The 18,667-nt window shown below is 63.0% G+C and carries 19 protein-coding genes and 2 tRNA genes; 11 read left to right on the top strand and 10 right to left on the bottom strand.

What is annotated here, in order from left to right:
* The first annotated feature begins 130 nt into the window (after positions 1 to 130).
* Together AB0366_RS18815 and AB0366_RS18810 are read left to right on the top strand one after the other, a co-directional pair.
* A tRNA-Asn gene (locus AB0366_RS18815) sits at positions 131 to 203 on the top strand.
* A gap of 267 nt (positions 204 to 470) precedes the next feature.
* Positions 471 to 1,385, top strand: a complete 915-nt coding sequence (locus tag AB0366_RS18810; RefSeq protein WP_366245231.1) for an AfsA-related hotdog domain-containing protein — start codon at positions 471 to 473, stop codon at positions 1,383 to 1,385.
* Here AB0366_RS18810 and AB0366_RS18805 read toward each other — a convergent pair.
* Positions 1,363 to 2,004, bottom strand: a complete 642-nt coding sequence (locus AB0366_RS18805) for a ScbR family autoregulator-binding transcription factor (RefSeq protein WP_366245230.1) — start codon at positions 2,002 to 2,004, stop codon at positions 1,363 to 1,365. The two genes, AB0366_RS18810 and AB0366_RS18805, sit on opposite strands and share 23 nt — an antisense overlap.
* A gap of 57 nt (positions 2,005 to 2,061) precedes the next feature.
* A complete protein-coding gene (locus tag AB0366_RS18800) occupies positions 2,062 to 2,895 on the bottom strand; it encodes an oxidoreductase (RefSeq protein WP_366245229.1) in 834 nt (277 codons plus the stop codon).
* Positions 2,896 to 2,993: 98 nt separating this feature from the next.
* Between AB0366_RS18800 and AB0366_RS18795 the strand changes: the two genes are divergently transcribed.
* The 3 genes from AB0366_RS18795 (at position 2,994) to AB0366_RS18785 (ending at position 5,207) form a co-directional block, all read left to right on the top strand.
* Entirely contained in the window at positions 2,994 to 3,461 is a 468-nt protein-coding gene (locus tag AB0366_RS18795; protein ID WP_366245228.1) for an NUDIX domain-containing protein, read from the top strand.
* 74 nt (positions 3,462 to 3,535) lie between these two features.
* Entirely contained in the window at positions 3,536 to 3,688 is a 153-nt protein-coding gene (locus AB0366_RS18790) for a hypothetical protein (protein ID WP_366245227.1), read from the top strand.
* A gap of 52 nt (positions 3,689 to 3,740) precedes the next feature.
* On the top strand, positions 3,741 to 5,207 hold the full coding sequence (locus tag AB0366_RS18785; protein WP_366245226.1) for a DHA2 family efflux MFS transporter permease subunit: 1,467 nt from the start codon (positions 3,741 to 3,743) through the stop codon (positions 5,205 to 5,207).
* Positions 5,208 to 5,217: 10 nt separating this feature from the next.
* Here AB0366_RS18785 and AB0366_RS18780 read toward each other — a convergent pair whose 3' ends face one another.
* Positions 5,218 to 5,973 (bottom strand): GAF and ANTAR domain-containing protein, encoded by a 756-nt coding sequence (locus AB0366_RS18780; RefSeq protein ID WP_366245224.1) that lies wholly within the window; start codon positions 5,971 to 5,973, stop codon positions 5,218 to 5,220.
* A 115-nt stretch (positions 5,974 to 6,088) separates the two neighbouring features.
* On the opposite strand from AB0366_RS18780, the gene AB0366_RS18775 reads away from it, so the two are divergent.
* The 4 genes from AB0366_RS18775 (at position 6,089) to AB0366_RS18760 (ending at position 9,435) form a co-directional block, all read left to right on the top strand.
* Entirely contained in the window at positions 6,089 to 6,556 is a 468-nt protein-coding gene (locus tag AB0366_RS18775; RefSeq protein WP_243593994.1) for a universal stress protein, read from the top strand.
* A gap of 106 nt (positions 6,557 to 6,662) precedes the next feature.
* The gene (locus AB0366_RS18770; protein WP_366245223.1) at positions 6,663 to 8,453 is read left to right on the top strand and encodes a TIGR03767 family metallophosphoesterase; all 1,791 of its coding nucleotides are present in this window, start codon (positions 6,663 to 6,665) and stop codon (positions 8,451 to 8,453) included.
* Positions 8,450 to 8,800: a hypothetical protein gene (locus tag AB0366_RS18765; RefSeq protein WP_366245222.1), complete on the top strand. Its 351-nt coding sequence runs from the start codon at positions 8,450 to 8,452 to the stop codon at positions 8,798 to 8,800. The genes AB0366_RS18770 and AB0366_RS18765 overlap by 4 nt, the downstream gene beginning before the upstream one ends.
* Entirely contained in the window at positions 8,797 to 9,435 is a 639-nt protein-coding gene (locus AB0366_RS18760) for an EI24 domain-containing protein (protein WP_366245221.1), read from the top strand. Before AB0366_RS18765 ends, AB0366_RS18760 begins: the two co-directional genes overlap by 4 nt.
* Here the strand turns inward: AB0366_RS18760 and AB0366_RS18755 are convergent.
* From AB0366_RS18755 to AB0366_RS18735, 5 genes are all read right to left on the bottom strand, one after another.
* A complete protein-coding gene (locus AB0366_RS18755) occupies positions 9,418 to 10,038 on the bottom strand; it encodes a YdeI/OmpD-associated family protein (protein ID WP_366245220.1) in 621 nt (206 codons plus the stop codon). The genes AB0366_RS18760 and AB0366_RS18755 overlap by 18 nt on opposite strands.
* A 310-nt stretch (positions 10,039 to 10,348) precedes the next feature.
* A complete protein-coding gene (locus tag AB0366_RS18750) occupies positions 10,349 to 11,899 on the bottom strand; it encodes an MFS transporter (RefSeq protein WP_366245219.1) in 1,551 nt (516 codons plus the stop codon).
* Between the two features lie 6 nt (positions 11,900 to 11,905).
* The gene (locus tag AB0366_RS18745; RefSeq protein ID WP_366245218.1) at positions 11,906 to 12,145 is read right to left on the bottom strand and encodes a hypothetical protein; all 240 of its coding nucleotides are present in this window, start codon (positions 12,143 to 12,145) and stop codon (positions 11,906 to 11,908) included.
* Positions 12,142 to 13,350: an MFS transporter gene (locus tag AB0366_RS18740; protein WP_366245217.1), complete on the bottom strand. Its 1,209-nt coding sequence runs from the start codon at positions 13,348 to 13,350 to the stop codon at positions 12,142 to 12,144. Before AB0366_RS18740 ends, AB0366_RS18745 begins: the two co-directional genes overlap by 4 nt.
* 306 nt (positions 13,351 to 13,656) lie before the next feature.
* Positions 13,657 to 14,259, bottom strand: a complete 603-nt coding sequence (locus tag AB0366_RS18735; protein WP_366245216.1) for a TetR/AcrR family transcriptional regulator — start codon at positions 14,257 to 14,259, stop codon at positions 13,657 to 13,659.
* A gap of 246 nt (positions 14,260 to 14,505) precedes the next feature.
* Here AB0366_RS18735 and AB0366_RS18730 point away from each other — a divergent pair, with 246 nt between their 5' ends.
* Complete coding sequence (locus AB0366_RS18730; RefSeq protein ID WP_366245215.1) at positions 14,506 to 14,973, top strand: GNAT family N-acetyltransferase; 468 nt, start codon at positions 14,506 to 14,508, stop codon at positions 14,971 to 14,973.
* 486 nt (positions 14,974 to 15,459) lie between these two features.
* Here the strand turns inward: AB0366_RS18730 and AB0366_RS18725 are convergent.
* Positions 15,460 to 15,536 (bottom strand) — tRNA-Ile (locus tag AB0366_RS18725).
* Positions 15,537 to 15,605: 69 nt separating this feature from the next.
* On the bottom strand, positions 15,606 to 17,741 hold the full coding sequence (locus AB0366_RS18720; protein WP_366245214.1) for a molybdopterin-dependent oxidoreductase: 2,136 nt from the start codon (positions 17,739 to 17,741) through the stop codon (positions 15,606 to 15,608).
* Positions 17,742 to 17,826: 85 nt separating this feature from the next.
* On the opposite strand from AB0366_RS18720, the gene AB0366_RS18715 reads away from it, so the two are divergent.
* A complete protein-coding gene (locus AB0366_RS18715; RefSeq protein WP_366245211.1) occupies positions 17,827 to 18,630 on the top strand; it encodes a serine hydrolase domain-containing protein in 804 nt (267 codons plus the stop codon).
* Positions 18,631 to 18,667 lie beyond the last annotated feature (37 nt).

Raw genomic sequence — 18,667 nt, 5'->3', positions numbered from 1 at the left:
CCTTCCATAGGGCGTGCGGCTGTTCTTCCATCTTGCCCGACGAACCTCGAGCAGGGCGATTTGGTACTCGGCAGGGGGTGTGCGCTATTGTTTCCAACGGCTCGCACGAGAGTGTGACGCCGCGAGGTAATCCCCCATAGCTCAATTGGCAGAGCATTCGACTGTTAATCGAAGGGTTCCTGGTTCGAGTCCAGGTGGGGGAGCGCAGTCCCCGTCCGGTTCTCCGGGCGGGGATTTTTGCTGTCGTGGGTGGGCCTTATGGTCCCCGGCGCGGCCCGTGAACGTACCGGACATGTGGTACCGAGAGTTCGAGTTAGTTAACAGATCGTGACGGTTATTTCTGTATATCGAATGAATGAATCCCGTCGACCGATGTCAGTTTTGTCGGTCGTCCGCGACATACTGAACACGCGATCCCGGTGGCTCAACAGTGCTATAAAAAGCCGGGTCGGTCGGTTTTAAGGGGCTTCATGAGTTTGAGTTACGCAGCAACCGTTCCGCGTCACCTCGTGCATCGGCGGTCACCGGGCGACGTTCTGTTGACCGATTACGAGACCGTCGACGGCACCCATCGGGCGGCGGTGCAGTTCCCCACGTCTCATCGCATGTTCGCGCCGGTCCGCCGAACTCACGACTCGTTGATGGTGGCCGAGGCTCTGCGCCAAGCGATCAGCCTGTTCTGTCACGTCAACCACGGCGTGCCACTCGATCACGTGGTGTTCATCGAGCACTCCCGCTTCGAGATCCTGGACCCGCTCTCGGTCGACGACATCGACGATTCGCTTGTCGCAGAGTCGATCACGACCGACGTGACGTTCGAGAACGAGTCGCTGGACAACATGAAGCTGTCCGCCCGACTCCTGAACGGCATCCACCTCGTCGCGTCGGGGACGGCGTCCGTCCGGACCATCGGACCCGAGGTGTATTCGCAGTTCCGCAAGTCGACCATTGCCGACCCCCACTTCCGGTTCCTGCCGGCCGGAACCGAGGTGGTCCCGCCGTCCTCCGTCGGGCGTCTCGATCCGTCCGACGTGGTGCTGGCACGGCATACATCCGACGGGACCATCGTCGTCGCGCCGGATCCGCGCAACCTGGCGATGTTCGACCATTCGGTCGAGTACCTGCCGGGCGTGACGATGCTCGAGGCGGCCCGTCAGGCTCTGCGCTTGGCCACCGAGACACCGGCGCTGGATTTCACCTCGTGCGAGGTGAGGTTCATGGGATTCGCCGAGTGGACCAACCCGTGCTCGGTGATCGTCGATACCGACTCCACCGACGGCGTCTACCGCATTCAGTTCGAGCATGACGGCGAGGTGCTGTCGGCGATGTCCGTCACGGCGACGTCCGAACCGTGGCTGGCCTCTACCGATCGCTCCAGTCGATAAGGGCGTCCTCGGCAACTGCCATCACCCGCGGAAGGCGTCGGCGCGGCACCACCGCGGGCAGCAGCATCTGCCACATCTCGGTCAACCTTTGCTGCAGATCGGCGCGTCCGGTCAACATCTCCGACACTGTCTGCACGCCGGTGAACGACGCGACGATGTATCGACCGAGCGTGAGTGCGTCCATACCGTCGACGATGTCGCCTTCGGCCTGAGCGCGTGCGGCCAGATCGCCCATCTTGCCGATCCAGTCCTCGAACGCTTGCGCATTGGGGCTGTCCACGATGGCCGACTCCAGCGTCAACCGCATACCCCCGCGGGCGATCGATTCGGTCTGCAGTTGGCGTCCCAACTCCTTGCTCACCAGGATCAAGGCGTCCAATGCTTTGGGCGTCTGCTCGATGACGACGGCGCTCGCACTCGCCGCCATGGCCAGTTGCGCGTCGATCACTGCCTGAGCCAGATCTTCCTTGGACGAGAAATGGAAGTACATCGCGCCTTTGCTGACCCCGGCATGGGCGATGATGGTGCTCAAACTTGCTGTGCCGTAACCGAACTTCTCGAAACTGGCCGCGGCGCCTTCGAGTACGGCCTGCCTGGTGGACGCTGCACGCTCCTGCATCGGTAGACAATAACTGTTGCCCGGGTTTGCGGCACGGCGTGCAGAAGGAATGGCGATTCACCTGTAGTCGGTATCGGAACCCATAGAGCGAACCTCGCGGGCTTGACCGAGGCGATTCTGGAGATAGGTCTCGATCCACTCGAAGGACTTCGAGCCCAGCGGAAGCCGCAGCGGGGGAGTGTCCGAGGAAATCGCGGCGATGACGGCATCGACGCCGCGGCGTGGGTCGCCGGGCTGATGGCCGTGGGTAGCTTCGAAAGCGGTTCGAGACGGTCCGATCAGGGCGGCGTAGTCGTCGAGAGGGGTTCCCCATCGCATCGACCGTCCGCTCGCATCGGTGCGGAACGGACCCGGTTCGACGATGGTGACACCGATACCGAGATGACGCACCTCCGCGGCGAGAGCCTCCGAGAAGCCTTCGAGTGCGAATTTGCCTCCCGCATATGCGGTTCCGCCCGGACCGGGGACCACGCCGATGACCGAGGACATCTGCACGATGTGGCCGTTGCGGCGCGCCCGCATCGAGGGCAGCACCGCCCGGGTGACGGCCAGTGGGCCGAAGAAGTTGACCTCCAGGTTATGGCGAAAGTCGGGTTCGTCGATCTCCTCGAACGCTCCGAGCAGGCCGAAACCGGCGTTGTTGACCAGGACATCGATGCGTCCGAATCGGTCGAGAGCGTAGGCCACGGTGGAGTCGATCGACTCCTGATCGGTCACGTCCAGCCGCGCGTGGAGTAACCGATCGCTTTCGGGCCCCTCGAGATCGGCGACGCTGCGGGCAGTGGACATCACTCGATCACCCGCGTCGAGGGCGCCACGAACGAATTCGCGACCGAATCCCGAGCTGGCACCGGTGATCAACCAGACCCTGTCCGATCCCGTCGTGTCCATGTCGCTCTACCTCCCGTAGATGTGTGTGGTCGTGAGCCGCGATAACGGTAGTGACGTCGAAATACGGAGAGCAACCGAATTGATGGCACGCTGAGTCCATGGTGAATACGAGTGCAGGAATCCTGTTGTATCGCGTCGGTGTCGACGGCCCGGATGTCCTGATCGCTCACCCCGGCGGACCGTTCTGGGCTCGCAAGGACGATGAAGCCTGGTCGATCGTCAAAGGGCTGATCAACGACGGTGAAGACCCCTGGACTGCGGCGCAGCGGGAATTTCGCGAGGAGGTCGGGGTCGACGTTCCGGCTGGGGTACCCGTCGGCCTCGGCACCGTCACCCAGCGCGGCGGAAAGATCGTCACCGCGTTCGGCGTCGAGGCCGATCTGGATGTCTCGAATGCGGTGAGCAACACATTCGAGATGGAATGGCCCCCGAAATCCGGCCTCATGGAGTCGTTTCCCGAGGTCGACCGCGTCGAGTGGTTTCCGCTGGCGCAGGCGAGAACGAAGTTGCTCGCCGCGCAGCACCCCTTTCTGGACGCGGTGGAGGCGGTTGTCGCGGCACCGTAGTTTCGGCGTGGGTTCCCAGGGTATCCACCGGCCGGAAATGACGAGGGTCACCGATGCTGGGTGGGAAATTGATGATGACGCCTACGGGTACGGCAGGCGCGACTGCTCACGCGGAGACTGCTCTCGTGGAGACGGTGTGGGGCGGCCGAATAGTGGCGTCGGCGTTCGTGGTCTTGGCCACAGGGTTGTCGTGGGTCTTCGTCGCAACGGCAATGATCGGACAGTGACCGAGGATCGGTCGGCCGATACTGCTCGGCGACAACGACGAAGGACAACACAGTGACCGACGGCATTGCCTCTGCAACTCCACCAGCGACAGAGGTGCCCGCACGCGCCTGGAAAGCGCTCGTGGTTCTGCTGCTCGGCATGTTCATGGCACTGCTGGACACCACCATCGTCAACGTGGCACTACCGACGATCAGCACCACGCTGGACGCGTCGGAATCGGTTCTGTCGTGGATCATCTCGGGGTACGCACTGGCCTTCGGCTTGGCTCTCATCCCGGCGGGCAAGGTGGGCGACCGGATCGGCCACAAATGGGTCTTCTTCACCGGGCTCGCCCTCTTCACCCTCGCGAGTTTCGCGTGTGGGCTGGCTCAGGACGATCTGCAACTGGTCGTCGCGCGAGTCGTTCAGGGCTTGGCGGGCGGCATGTTCGTCCCAGCGGTCACCGCGTTCATTCAGCTGTTGTTCCCAGGACCGGTGCGGGGCAAGGCATTCGCCATCATGGGTGCGGTCATCGGAGTCTCGACAGCACTCGGTCCCATCGTCGGTGGCCTGATCATCCAGGCTTTCGGCGACGAGAACGGCTGGCGACTGGTCTTCTGGGTCAACCTGCCGATCGGAATCGTCGGTCTCGTCGCGGCTGCAGTGCTGCTCCCGAACAAGACCGATGCCGAGCCGGCGGCCCGCCCCGGAATCGACTGGCTCGGGCTGGTACTCATCTCCGCAGGTCTCATCGCACTGCTCGTTCCGCTGATCGAGGGCCAGGAATTGGGCTGGCCCATGTGGACGTACCTGACGATCGCCGCAGGAATCGGCCTCATCGCGCTGTTCGGCTGGTGGGAAGTGATTCGGAGCGGCCGCGGACAGAATCCGTTGGTGCCACCTCGATTGTTCACCCGTCCGGCGTTCACCGGCGGTGTGATCCTCGCGCTCGTCTACTTCGCGGCCTTCACAAGCATTTTCTTCACCATCTCGCTGCTGTGGCAGACCGGACTGGGCAACACGGCACTGGCATCGGGTCTGGTGTCCATACCGTTCGCGATCGGCAGCATCATTGCCGCCTCGCAGAGCAATAGGCTGACGATCCGTCTCGGTCGCACCGTCCTGATACTCGGGGCGTCGCTCGTCTCGATCGGGCTGATTTGGCTGTGGATCATTTTGGCGACCAGTTCGGCCGACACGATCTCGCACTGGACGCTGTTGGTTCCACTGTTCATCGCGGGTCTGGGCAACGGCGCGTTCATCGCACCCAATGCGCAGTTCATCGTCGCCACCGTCGATCGCGACGACGCGGGAGCCGCGAGCGGGGTCATCTCCACCATGCAGCGCGTCGGCTCGGCGATCGGCATTGCCGTGATCGGCAGTGTTCTGTTCGGCAGTTTGGACATCACCGGGCCCGACACCGTCGGCTCGGGCTTTCTGCACGGCGCGGCGATGGCAATGGCAGTCAGTGCAGCGTTCAGTGTGGTGGCGCTGGCTTTGGTCTTCGCACTCCCCAAGAAGGTTCAGGGCGCGCACTGAGCGCACATGATCAGCGCTTCAAGCCCTTGCTGTGCCGATGGACGACAGATGCTGCGAGGTCGGCAATCTTGACGTTCAGGTCCTGCGAGGACTTACGCAGCAGGGCGAACGCCTCGTCACCGGACACATCGTGCAGGGCCATGATCAGGCCGATCGCCTTGCCGATCTCACGGTTGCTCTCGAGCCCGTCACGCAGAGTCGACGCCTCTTGACCGTTCATGACAGCAGCAACGGTGACGGCCGTGAACGCCGTCAGAATGATCGCCTTGCTCGCGCTGTCGGTATCGAACACACCCGGCTTGTCGGTGAACAGGTTGAGCGCGCCGACCTTCTGATCGTCCACGTTGAGCCGAAATCCCATGGCCCCTCGTACCGGCGTGCGGTTCAACACACCGCGGGCCATCGCGGGCCACTGCGTCGGAGTTCGGAAGTCGGCCTCGAGCTGCGCTGCCTCGCTGGTGATCGCGTCCAGACACGGGCCCTCGCCGGTGGCGCGCTCGATATCGTCGACGACACGAGCGATGTCGTCCGAGGCCGCGACCGTGACGGGCTTCCCGTGGCGCATCAGCATCAAGCTCGCGTGATCGCAGTGGGGAACAACGAGTACGGCGGCGTTGCAGATTGCGGTGTAGATCTCCTCCGCGCTGCTGCCTCGATACACGATGTCGGCCAGCGCGGCGAACACGGTGGCCGGATCGGTCGCCGAGCCGTCGGTGGAGCCTGCAGGAACGGCTGGAGGTCCGTTCAGCTGCGAATCGTCGTTCATGGGTTACTTCCGTCCAGTGTGTGAGCATCGAGTGACCGGGACTCCAGGTGGATCAACCGTACCGTCACCGGATGGGGTGGCCGAAGGGACGGGGTCCCGGCAGTAGCCTCGACTCGTGAGCGATGCGCAAGAATCCACCGGTTTCGAGTACGGCCACGACGGTCCCAAGTCGATCGTGGTGGGGGTCGACGGTTCCGATTCTTCCTGGCGTGCCGCAGCCTATGCCGCAGGACTCGCTCGCAGGCAGCGGTCGCTGCTGGTGCTGGTGTACGTCCAACCCATTGCGACGGCGTCGTGGGGCCAGGCCGGTATCTCACTCGTCGAAACCGGTCAGCAGATCGCCGACGAGTTGCTCGACTACGTCCGGACCTCTGCTGCCCGATTCGGAGATCGGGAGCACGTGCGGTGGGAGTTCCGCACCGCGCAGGGTGACCCGTACAACGGACTGATCGCCGTGGCAGAACAGCTGCGCACCGACGCCGTGGTGGTGGGCGCATCCGAGAATGCGGGGCATCGAATCGCCGGTTCGGTGGCGGTGCGGTTGGTCAAAGCGGGCCGCTGGCCGGTGACCGTGGTGCCCTGAACGGTCCGAAAGCGAGCCGATCCGCGGTCTGCCCTGTAAAAATAGGCAGTCACCTCGTCGGATGCGAGGCGCACGTGGTGCCGTTCTCGAGGATCCGAGGAGTTCCATGGCCGGGCTGTCGCGTCGACAATTCATTGCTCGAGTGGGGGCTCTTGCCGCGGCGTGGGGGATTGCACCCCACGTGCTGGGTCAGGCTCTCGTTGCGCATGCCCAGCCTGTGGAAGCGGACGGGACCGGAACGCTGGCGCAGACGATTCTGCGAACCTCGACCGGGCCGGGGAAGTACCGCGTGCTCGGTGCCGGACCGGGGGAGCCCTACGTTGCTCGGGTGGACGTTCTCGGACGAGCGCCGAATCCGTCGAGGGTCCAGTCGCGGCGGTCGTTGCTCTACCTCGGGCACCTGTCTGACATGCACGTCATCGACGCGCAGTCGCCCGGACGGATCGAGCCCATGATCGTCTCCGACCACGCAGCATGGGGCTCGGCGTTCCACCCGCAGGATCCGCTCACGGTGCACGTCACCGCGGCGATGGTGAAGGCGTTCGCGGACGCGCGGATCAGCCCGGTCACCGGCGCACCGATGGGAGCGGCAGTGGTCACCGGGGACAGTGCCGACATGCACTCGCACCTCGAATTACGCTGGTACATAGACGTTCTCGACGGCGTTCCGGTTCGGCCGACGAGCGGGGACGCGAACGTCTTCGAGGGTGTTCAGGCCTGGCCGGAGGCGCAGTGGGCCTACCGGCCCGGTGATCCCTCGGGAGGCTCGTTCGGCGACTACGGATTCCCGACGCTTCCCGACCTCCTCGAGCAGGCAATGTCTGGAACCGTGGAATCGGTGGGGCTGCCGGTGCCGTGGTATTCGGTGTACGGAAACCACGACACGCTGTTGCTCGGCACCTTCGATCTGTCCTCGCAGCTGCATGCACTCGCAGTCGGTGGCCGCAAGGCCCACACGCTCGAGGCGACGGCTACGTCGGCCCTCGCCGGCTACGCGTCGACGGCGAGTCCGTTGCAGCGAATGGTCGACGCGTTGGGCGTCGGATCCGGTGCGCGACCGGGGTTTCGGGCGGTGTCGGCCGATCCGGCTCGCTACCTGTTCGAGCAACGCGAGTTCATGGCGGAGCACTTCGAGACCACTCCGACTCCGGGACCGATCGGGCACGGCTTCACTCAGCACAACCTCGACTCCGGCGAGACGTGGTGGGCGGCAGACCCCACCCCGAACATCCGCACGTTCGGGCTCGATACCTGCAACGCTGTCGCCGGCCCCGACGGTGCGGTGCCCGAGGACCAATTCGACTGGCTCACCGGGCAATTGGAGCAAGCGCAGGCCGAGAACAAACTGGTGCTCATCTACACGCACCACAACAGCCTGACGTTGGAGAACCGGGCACAGAGGCCAGGGCAGTCGGTAAAGCTCTACGGCGCAGACGAATTCATCGATCTGCTGTTGAAGTATCCGGTGGTGATCGGCTGGCTCAACGGCCACACCCACCAGAACCAGATCCTGGCGCATTCGAGCGGCGGACGCGGATTCTGGGAGATCACCACCGCGTCGTGCATCGATTTCCCGCAGCAGCAGCAAGTGGTCGAGATCGTCGACAACCAGGACGGAACCCTGTCCCTGTTCACCACGGTTCTCGATCACGCGTCTCCGGTCACGCCCGGAAACAGCGGCAGCTACCTGGATCTGGCGTCGCGTAGCCGCGAGTTGGCGGCCAACGACTGGGCCGAGAATCCGCTGATGCGGCGTGGGTCGCGTCTGGATCGCAACACCGAGCTGCTCCTTCCGGCTCCGTTCGACCTGAGCACCATCACCGACGCCGCTCTCGAGAAGCAACACCTGGACGAGCACGCCAGACTGATCGCGTACGAGACGAGGCAGCCCCGATGAACAGTGTTCGCAGGAAGATCCTTCTCGTCTCTACGGTGGTGGTGTGCGCGGGGTGTTCTCAGACCGCTGCGCTTGCCCCGGTCGGCGGAGCCGAGCTCGGAAATCTGCGTTACGCAGTGAACGACGTCTTGTTCGAGAAGGGAATCGAGATACTGGTCGCGCCGGTGTGCTCGGGTAGCGGAGCAGACATCGAATGTGCCGGGGAGACAACCGACAACGAGGCGATTACCGGTTCGGCCACTTCGGGCGACGCGAGCACCGTCGAGGTCAAGGTCGGTACGGAGGTCCTCTACTCGGGATCGGTGCAGGACGTGCTCGATCGCAATTCGACGGTCGGTGCGCCGTGAAGGGGAGTGTGGTGCTCGCGGCCGTGGTGGTCGTGTCTGCACTGATACAGGCGCTGACTGTGGTGGGGGATCCCGTGCCCACGTCCTCCCTGGGATTTGCTGGGTTGGTTGCGGCCTCCGCCGCAGCACTGGTGCTCGCGCTGTGGATCACCGCATCGACGGCACTCGACGTGGTGGACGGCAATGCGCTCGGTGCACTGAGTCGGGCCTGGAGACGGCCGCGTGTCCTGGTGTGGTGTGTGGTCCTGACTCTGGTGGCCGTTGCGCTGGCAGTACTTTTCCCGCTGCTTCCGGTCATCGTGATTCTGGTTGCGCTGCTGATCCTTCCGGCCGCGGTCGACAGGCAACGACATCCGTTCCGCGCTGCGTCGGCTACGGTCCGGCGGTCCCCGGGGCGGTGTGCAGTCGCAGCGGTCGTCACGATCCTGGCCTATGTTCTCGCCTGGGTCGTGGCACTGGTACTGGGTTTCTTCGTCACCGGCATCCTGGCGGCATTCGTGACGTGGCTGTGGTTCGGGGCGAATGCTGCTGCGCTGCTGGTGTATTGGTCTCGGCTGTATCGAAGAGCGGGCAGCGACCAGACCCGGGGCGACGATACGCCTGCGCTCGGAGCGGAATCAGCCGCGGGCGCGTAGACCGATGGCCGCATCGGCGACGACCTGGGCAATTCGACCTGACCGAGTATCGTCTCGAGCCGCACTGACGATCCACCACAGCATTTGCTTACGAGCGCTGGGCGGAAATCCGTCCCAGTTGCTCCGAGCCTGGGGGTTTGCATCCAGCGCCGTCGCCAACTCCGGTGGTTCTTCGAGGTCTTCGACCTGATCGGAAATCGTCCACCACCCGTTGGATTTCGCCGCAGCGATGGCGCGGCGACCCGCGTCGGTCATAAGGCCGCGGTCCTCCATTTCGGCGGCGCGCTTCCGGTTCAGACGGGTCCACTGGCTCTTGGGCCTGCGCGGCGTGAAGAGTTGCAGGCTGCGCTCGTTGTCGAGGACGGTGTTCGTGGAGTCGATCCAACCGAAGCAGATGGCTTCCTCGACGGCTTCGGGGTAGGGGCAGCGTGGTCGGTCGGTGGTGCTGCGCCACGAGCACAGCCACACGCCTCGGGTCGAGGTGTGATTGTTGGCCAGCCAGGTGCGCCACTGTGTCCGAGTCTCGGCGTGAACAATCGGGTAGTCGAACTTCCACGTCGGTGGGTGGTCGGACGCCGACGAGGAAGTCTTCTCAGCAGTCACTTGTGCGCTCCATCTACTCGTCGTGGTGTCACACTGAAATCCGCATGCGTTCAGTGTGCCCACAATCGGGGACATCTGATGCCCGCAATTGCACTGGGGTCTCCTTCATCGGCACGAATATCAGGGTTCGGCCGCCTGCATCGTGGTGCGGGCCCTGAGATCTATTCGAAGAATTCGCACCTGCTAAGCCTGGAACAGAGTGGGTCTCGTGACTAGTGCGTCCATTTGGTGAAGCCGGGGCATCGACTGCTCTGTCGCACGATCATGTCCAAGATAATCTGACGGTGTGATTCATGGCATTTCGACAGGATCAGTTGACGCCGTCCGCGCCGATTGCGTCGCTTTTGCGATCGGTGTCGAATCGAAGTAGTAGACAAGCGAGGGCCGCACTGGCCAGAAGCGCGGCGGCCGCAATGTAGCTGACGGTGTGTATCGCCACGTCGTAAGCCTTCACCGCCGATTCCACTACTTCGGGGACGGGTTTGACTGTGGACGCCAGGATTGCTGTTGGGTCCGAGTTACCCTGTAGCGCTGTACCTTCGGGAAGGGTCAGGCTGAGTCTGTAGGCAATCGCCAGGGCGGTTCCGAGTACGGCGATGCCGAGTCCCGCTCCGAGCTCGAATGATGTTTCCTGTATCGCGGCCGCTTCGCCCGCGCGGTCGGGTGATGCTGCAGTCATGATGGCGTCAGCTCCAAGCGTCATGATTATCCCTGCGCCCGCACCGACCATGAGGAGTGTGGGGATCAGTGTTGGATAGGCGTCGAGATCCGCGACGAGGTTGAGCAGGATGAGTCCGATACCAGCAGTCGACAGACCTGCGGTGATCGACCATCGCAGCCCAACGAGGGATGAAGCGCGCGATGCGAGGGCAGCGCCGGCCGCGTTCGCGAGTGCCAGGGGCGTCAGTGCGAGGCCTGCTCGCAAACTCGAGTAGTTCCCCACATACTGAAACCACTGCGCCAGGAAGTAGAGCATCGCGGTGTAGCTGCCGAAGCAGATCAGAACACAGAAGGTGGCAACAGAGAACCGCCGGTCGGAGAAAAGCCTCAGGTCGAGTAGTGGTTCGGGTATGCGGAGCTGTCGTCGCACGAACAGGACTAGGAAGAGTATGCCGACGACGGCGAAGACGATGGCTACGGTGTCGATTTTCAGTTCGGAGCCCACTGATTTTATCGAGTAGACGATGAACCCGAGGGCGATAATCGATGCGATTGCGCTGATCGCATCCCATGTGCGTGGGACAGGGTTTTTCGATTCCGGGATGACTGCGACGCCGACGACAGTCACGATGAGGACGATCGGGACGTTGACAAGGAAGACGGATCCCCACCAGAAATGTTCGACCAGGAATCCTCCGACGACGGGTCCCAAGGATGCGCCCAGGCTGTGAGCTGCTGTCCACAGGCCGATTGCAAACGTCCTTTCCTTGCTGTCGGTAAATACCACCCTGATGATCGAGACTGTGGACGCCATGATCATTGCGGTGCCGATGCCGAGGATGATTCTCGCCGGTATGAGTTGCGCCGCCGAGGTGGACAGTGCGCACGCCAGCGATGCCACTCCGAACACTATGAAGCCGGTCAGCACGATTTTCTTGCGGCCGAGTTTGTCGCTCAGCGTTCCGAAGGTGACCAGTAGTGCTGCGACGGTGAGGGAGTATGCGTCCAGTATCCAGAGCAGAGAGGTGTTGCTGGGTCGAAGATCGGCTGCCAGGCTGGGTGCTGCGATGTGGAGGACCGTCAGGTCCACACCGGCGAGGAACAAACTGAAGCAGAGGACTGCGAGGACGGCCCATCGGCGGCTATTCGGTGGACTGTCGGATGTCGGGTCGACGACGTGACGGGTCCGATCTGCTGTCATGGTTCCTCAGAATTCGGTCAGGTTTGCGCGGAGGGTGCTGCCGGGAACATACGACGAGCGGGTCAACCCTCGTCGTTGGAGAGCGGGAACGAGCCCTTCGGTGAGGTGCCCCTCGTACGCGACGTCCTCGCGTTTGGTTCGCGCTTTATCCGGAACTGCGACCCGATTGTTGGTCTCCGAGAGGTAGTGGTCGATGTCGGCCGTGGCGATACCCGATGTGCCGCCGACCACGACGACGTCGGTCATTTCCTCAACTCGGCTCGTGCAGCACCAAGCTTCGGTAGGAGAGCAAGTATTCCGACACCCGCGAAAGCCAGGGACAGGTAGTAGACCGAGTGGACGGATCCGGATAGATCGATGATGACACCACCAAGGGACGCGCCGAGGAAGATCCCGAAGCAGATGATCGAGGTGTGGACGGTGTTTACGACGAATGATGTACCGCCGACTCTCATGACCCGGACTGCGAATGCCGGATTGAGACTCACGCCGGCGAATCCGAGGGCGGCAACGCCGACCAAGACTGCCACCGAATTGCTGTCGCCGAGAAGGAACAGCAGACCGGACAGGAAGATCACCACCGCGCCGACGCAGGCGACGGACAAGGGGAAGTCATCGGAAAGTCGACTGACCACAGTGATGCCGATGACGCATGCGACGCCGTATGCGGCCAAGATGATGGGTACCCAGCTCTGGTCGAAGCCGGCACGTTCGGTGAGGATGGGGGAGAAGTAGCTGAAGATGGAAAACACGCCGCCGATCAGCAATCCGCTTGTCGCGTAGGCGAGCCACAAGCTGCCGTTCTTCAACTCCGATAGTTGAGTCAGAATTTTCGGTCGCGGGCCGGCGTCCACCGCGGGTACCAAAACGAAGCTCGCCACGAGTGCGATCGCCGCGAGGACTGCCACGAAGGCAAAGGCCAGTCTCCACCCGAAGGCGTTACCGAGGAAGCTGGCAACAGGTAGACCGATGACGGTGCCGATCGTGTTGCCTCCCATGACGATACCGATGGCGCGGCCTCGGATTTTCTCGGGTACCGCCTGGGCTGCGATGGATAGAGTGACGCCGTAAGCGGTGCCCGCGGCGGCACCGGTGAGGATACGACCGATGACGACGACGGCGTAGTTGGGGGCTGCAGCGGCGATCAGTTCGCCGATGATGAACACGATCGAAATGGCGATGAGAGCCGACTTGGGTCGAAACCTGGTGAGAAAGATCGAGGCGGGCGGGGCCACGATCACCATCGACAGCGCGTAGATCGCGATGAGATACCCGACGCTGGGGATCGATGCAGGCAGATCCCGTGCCAGGTCGTTCATCAAGCCCGACACCATGAATTCGCTCGTCGTGAAGGCCAAGATGGTGAACGCAAGTACGTAGACGGGGAGGGGGACGCGGGTGATGCCGTCCACATTTTTGGCCTGTGGCCCGGCCAAGTCGGTGCTGCTCATACCGCGGTCCTTTCGTCGAGTGGATGGCCTGGACTGGTTCCTGGTACGAGACCGGATCGGCGGCTGATTTCGGATGCGCGCGCGGTGTCGTCGTCGGTCGTGTGATGGGCGGCGCCACCGGCGGACGCGGGGGTTCCGGCTTGAATGAAGAATTTCTCGGGTTCAGGTGTCGAGACCGTGTGTTCCACTGAGCTTCCCCCATCGCTTCGTACTCCGGACATCCCAAGGCAAGTTTCTGTACAGATCCGTACACAATCGATCCGTGCAACCCGGCATGTAAGTGTTGTGTCTATTTGCCTGCTGCTCTTAAGGTTTCAGGGCGATCAACGCGCCATCGGCAATAGCGCGCATTGCCTCGCGACCGGACCCCACCCTTGCAGCTACCCGGATGCCGACAACGGCACCGTTGATAATTTCTGCCTGTGCGCGGGGTGGCAAAGTACACGAAATGTCGCCGCTGGACTGCCCGGCCCGTAGGTAGTCCGCCATGATGGACAGCCTTCGGTGCAAGTTCGCCGTCAATTGCTGGAGCGGCACTGCGAGCTCGGGATCGTCCGCAGCTTCGAGTGCCGTGTTCACCGAAAAGCAGCCCGATGGTCCGCCTGCCGCCCGCCGGTCTATCTCGCTGTCGATCAGGTCATCGAACAACGCCGAAACACGTTCCAGCACAGTCATTGCACTGGACCTGAGAACAGCGTCCACCGACTCGTCTGCTTCTGCGAGGTAGGTTGACATGCACTCTTCGTACAGGCCCACTTTGCTGCGGAAAGCGTTGTAGAGACTGCTGCGACCCAATCCCGTGACACGACACAGGGTCTCGGTGCTCGTGCCGTGAAAGCCATGGGTCCAGAACTGACCGAGCGCAGCGTAGATTGCTGTGCGTCGATCGAACTCGGCTGTCCGTCCCATGAGAGGACGGTAGCAATTGTGTATCGATCTGTCCATAAAAATGGTCTGTTCTAGTGGTGCGTACGAAACGGGGTGAGGAACCACCGATCACCCCTCATCTGCCCTGCTCGACGCCGCAGCAATGTCCTGCACGCCGTGCTGACGAGCGGTACCGAGTATCGACCGGCGCAGCGACGTGACGCGGAAACGATCGCCGCCTAAATGCCTGCCGAGGGGTCGGTGTGAGGCCGCTGTCAGACTGGCGACATGTCGATCACACTCGTTCCGATCACTCTTCAGCGGTTTCCCTTGTGGCTGAAACGGAGCCAGAGCGAGTACAAAACGGACCTGATTGCTACAGGTGAGACGCCACGCGCCGCTGAAGAGCATTCCAGTGATGCCCTCGAACGTGCTTTCCCAGCGGGTGCGCCCACCCCGGGTAACACTGTGTTCGACCTCGTTGATGACGCGGGCCAGATCGTCGGGTACCTCTGGATTGGCCGTGACAACTCAGACGACGCCAGCTCGTGGTGGGTTTGGGATGTCGTAGTCGAGCCAGAGCACCGAGGCCAGGGCTACGGGCGAGCAGCGATGCAGCTCGCCGAAGACTATGCACGGGCGGAGGGCGCGCGGACGCTGGGACTGAGCGTGTTCGGATTCAATGCGGTCGCGCGCGGGATGTACGAGTCAGCCGGTTATGAAACCACAAGTGTGAAGATGCGCAAGCAGCTCTGAACCCCTCAATCGTTGCCTACTGGGATGGTCGTGAGCCGGCTGAGGGTCGCGGCGAGGCAGAGGCCAGCGCGGTGGGTTGCGAGCGGTCTGGACTGACCTCACCACGATGCCGCGCCATTGGTCGAGCTTGTCGTAGCAACGCTCGACGAAATGCATCTGCGGTAGCGGCCGTGCTGGTTGTGGCCGAAGCCGGTTGGTCGGCCGCGCTTCTTGTTGCGGTGGCGTCATGGGCAATTCCGTCCTCATCGCGTTCTTCGCAACGGGCATGCCTGCTTTCGGATCCTGCGTGCGAATCGGCAGTCCGGCCGGCAGAAAACCTGCCGACGGTGGAAGTAGCAAAACCCCCCTCAATTTTCGAGGGATAGGTCTGTTCAAGATCTCCAGGAATAGCCCATATCACGGCTGAAACTCGCCGGGCTGGGGCCTTGCGCAGTTGATAGAAGCACTCGCCGACGTACTTGGTTCCGGGTTCGAGTAAGACCGTCTTGGTGGGGCGGGCGGGGCTCGAACCCGCGACCAATGGATTATGAGTCCACGGCTCTAACCGACTGAGCTACCGCCCCATGCCCGTACCAGGTACGAGCCTGCAGAATCGTACAGAATCCCGCCGCCTCGACGGTGCGGCGGGGCAGCTATTTCGCCCTCACCTGCACCGGAACGCCGTTGAGGATGGCATTGGCCGAGACGGCGTCGACGCGGCCCGGGTCGGTGATGTCGTTGACACTGGGACCCGCCACCGTGGTGGCAACCGACAGTTCCACGCCGGGGCGCTGATGCCCAAAGCCGTGCGGCATGCTCACCACACCCGGCATCATCTTCTCCGACGCCGCCACCTCGATGTCGACGGTCCCGGCGGCGGAGGTCACCGAAACCATCGCCCCGTCCTCGATGCCGCGGTGTTCCAGGTCGTCCGGGTGGGCCAGAAGCTGATGTCGCGCTTTGCCTTTGGTGAGCCGGGCGGTGTTGTGCATCCACGAGTTGTTGCTGCGGAGGTGTCGCCGACCGATCAGCAACAGTTCGTCGCCGGTCGCAACAGCGCTCGAGTGCATCAGGTCCACCAACGCGGGGAGTTCGGCAACAACGATGTCTTGAATCAGCTGTACCCGCTTGTCCCGCGTCTTCAGCTTCTGCGGAAAGCCCGGACGCAGTGGTCCGAGATCGACACCGTGTGGGTTGGCTCGAAGCTTCTTGAGTGACAACCCTTTTCGTTGGCTGCGGAGCAGGATGTCCAGGGTGCGGGCGGGGGACAGTCGCAGGCGTGCCTCGCCGATCACGCTCTTCGGAGTCAATCGTGACTTCAGCCGACCGACCGTCGAACCGGCCATCCGGCTCTTGTAGCGCAGCGACAGATCCCGGAAGATCTCCCAATCATGCTTTGCCCCAGTCTTCTTGGGCAGCACCGCGGGCATGTACTTGGCAGTGTTGTGTACCGCGAAGGAGTTGAAGATCAGGTCGTAGTGGTCACGTTCGAGGGACATCGTCGGCGGCAGAATCACGTGTGCGTGACGCGAGGTCTCGTTGATGTAGAAGTCGAACGACACCATGAAATCGAGGCCTGCGAACGCGTCGTTCAAGGTGGTTCCGCCGGGCATCGACAACACCGGATTGCCGGACAGGACCGCCATCGCGCGGATCTGGTCCTTGCCCTCGGTGGTGATCTCGTCGACGAGCGTCGAGCAAGGGTATTCACCTGCGAACTCGGGCAGGTCGCGAACGCGGCTGCGCCACTTGTCGAAATGACCGCGGCTGACGAGGCCCTGCTTGATCAGATCGATCGCGGGATCGGTCACCATGGCACCGCCGGGGCGATCGAGATTGCCCGTGATGATGTTCAGTACCTGAATCGCCCACTGGCACACGGTGCCGAACTGCTGGGTCGAGACCCCCATTCGGCCGTACGCCACCGCGGACTTCGCCGAGGCGAAATCACGTGCCAGAGTCGAGATCTCATCCGCAGCAATCCCCACGACCGGAGCAACGGATTCGGGAGTGAACTCGGCGACGAGGTCTGCGAGGCGATCGGCCCCGTCGATGTAGTCGGCCACGCGCACGGTGCCGTCGGCGACGATGATGTGGATCATCGCGAGCAGCAGCAGTGCGTCGGTGCCGGGGCGAACGAAGAAGTGCGTGTCCGCGATGTCGGCGGTCTCGGTCTTGCGCGGATCGACCACGACCAGCCGGCCGCCTCGTTTACGCAGTGCCCGTGCTCGTTTGGCGAAATCGGGGACGGTCATCATGGAGCCGTTCGATGCCATCGGGTTGCCGCCGAGGACGAGGAAGAAGTCGGTTCGATCGATGTCCGGAATCGGCAGCAGCAGTTGATGCCCGTACAGCAGGTGATCGACGAGCTGGTGCGGCAACTGATCCAGTGAGGTGGCGGAGTATCGATTGCGTGTCCGCAGGAGCGAGGTGAAGGGAATGCCGTGGGTCATCGCGCCCATCGAGTGCACGTTGGGGTTGCCCTGATAGATGCCGACCGCATTGCGGCCGTACTTCTCACGCGTCGAGATCAGACCGTCGATCACGAGGTCGTACGCCTCGTCCCACCCGATCTTCTCCCACTTCTGACCCACGCGTTTGACCGGTGTGGTGAGTCGATCGGTATCGGAATGCAGGTCGATCAGCGACAGAGCCTTCGGGCAGATGTGACCGCGGGAGAGAGGGTCCTTCTCGTCACCGCGGATGGCCGTCACCGCATCGTTCTCCACCGTGAACTCGAGCCCACAGATCGCTTCGCACAGATTGCACGAGCCATACACAACCGACATCGCATTCCTCCCACTCATGTGCTGCGAGCGTAGCCCGGCGGGGGACCGGGGCACCGTCATCGACCGACAATTAGGCTCGTGAATCGTGACCACCCTCGATCTCACGGCCTCTTGGCCCGTCGACCATGTCAGTGCAGCAGTCGTCACCGCCTCCGGAGTTCGTGAGGAGGTCGGCGACACCGATCGCGTCTACGAGTTGGCCTCGGTCACCAAACTGCTCAGCGCGTACGCAGTTCTCGTCGCCGTCGAGGAAGGTGCGGTGGAGCTCGATCAACCCGCAGGGCCGGAAGGGTCGACGGTGCGTCACTTGCTGGCACACGCGTCGGGACTGGCGTTCGGCGACCGCACAGTCCAGGCACCGGCCGGTACCAAGCGGATCTACTCGAGCGCTGGGTTCGAGGTGCTGGCCGAACTGATCGAGACCGAGGCAGGCATCGCCTTCCCGGACTATCTCGACGAGGCCGTGTGCCGGCCACTGCAGATGACGAACACCGCGCTACCGGGATCGGCAGGCCACGGTGCGAGTTCCACCCTGGCGGACCTGAAGAAGTTCGCGGCGGAGTTGTTGGAACCCAAGCTCCTCGTGTCGCAGGCCCTCTCGTCGGCAACAGCCGTACAGTTCCCCGGCCTCAATGGAATCGTGCCCGGATACGGATCGCACAGGCCGTGCGACTGGGGACTCGGGTTCGAGCTGCGCGGAGAGAAGACCCCACACTGGACCGGAAGTGACAACTCGCCGGCCACGTTCGGGCACTTCGGGCAGGCCGGAACGTTCCTGTGGGTGGACCCGTCCGTGCGGACGGCATGCGTGGTGTTGACCGACCGGGCCTTCGGAGACTGGGCGAAACCGCTCTGGCCCGAACTCTCCGACGCCGTCCTTGCAGGGTGAATACCGACCGTTCACAGATTGCACTGGCGCAACAGGG

The organism is Rhodococcus sp. NPDC076796, from assembly GCF_040702765.1.
GTDB lineage: Bacteria > Actinomycetota > Actinomycetes > Mycobacteriales > Mycobacteriaceae > Rhodococcoides.
The sequence above is the reverse complement of the archived record's forward strand: the minus strand, read 5'-3'. Positions and strand labels throughout refer to the sequence as shown.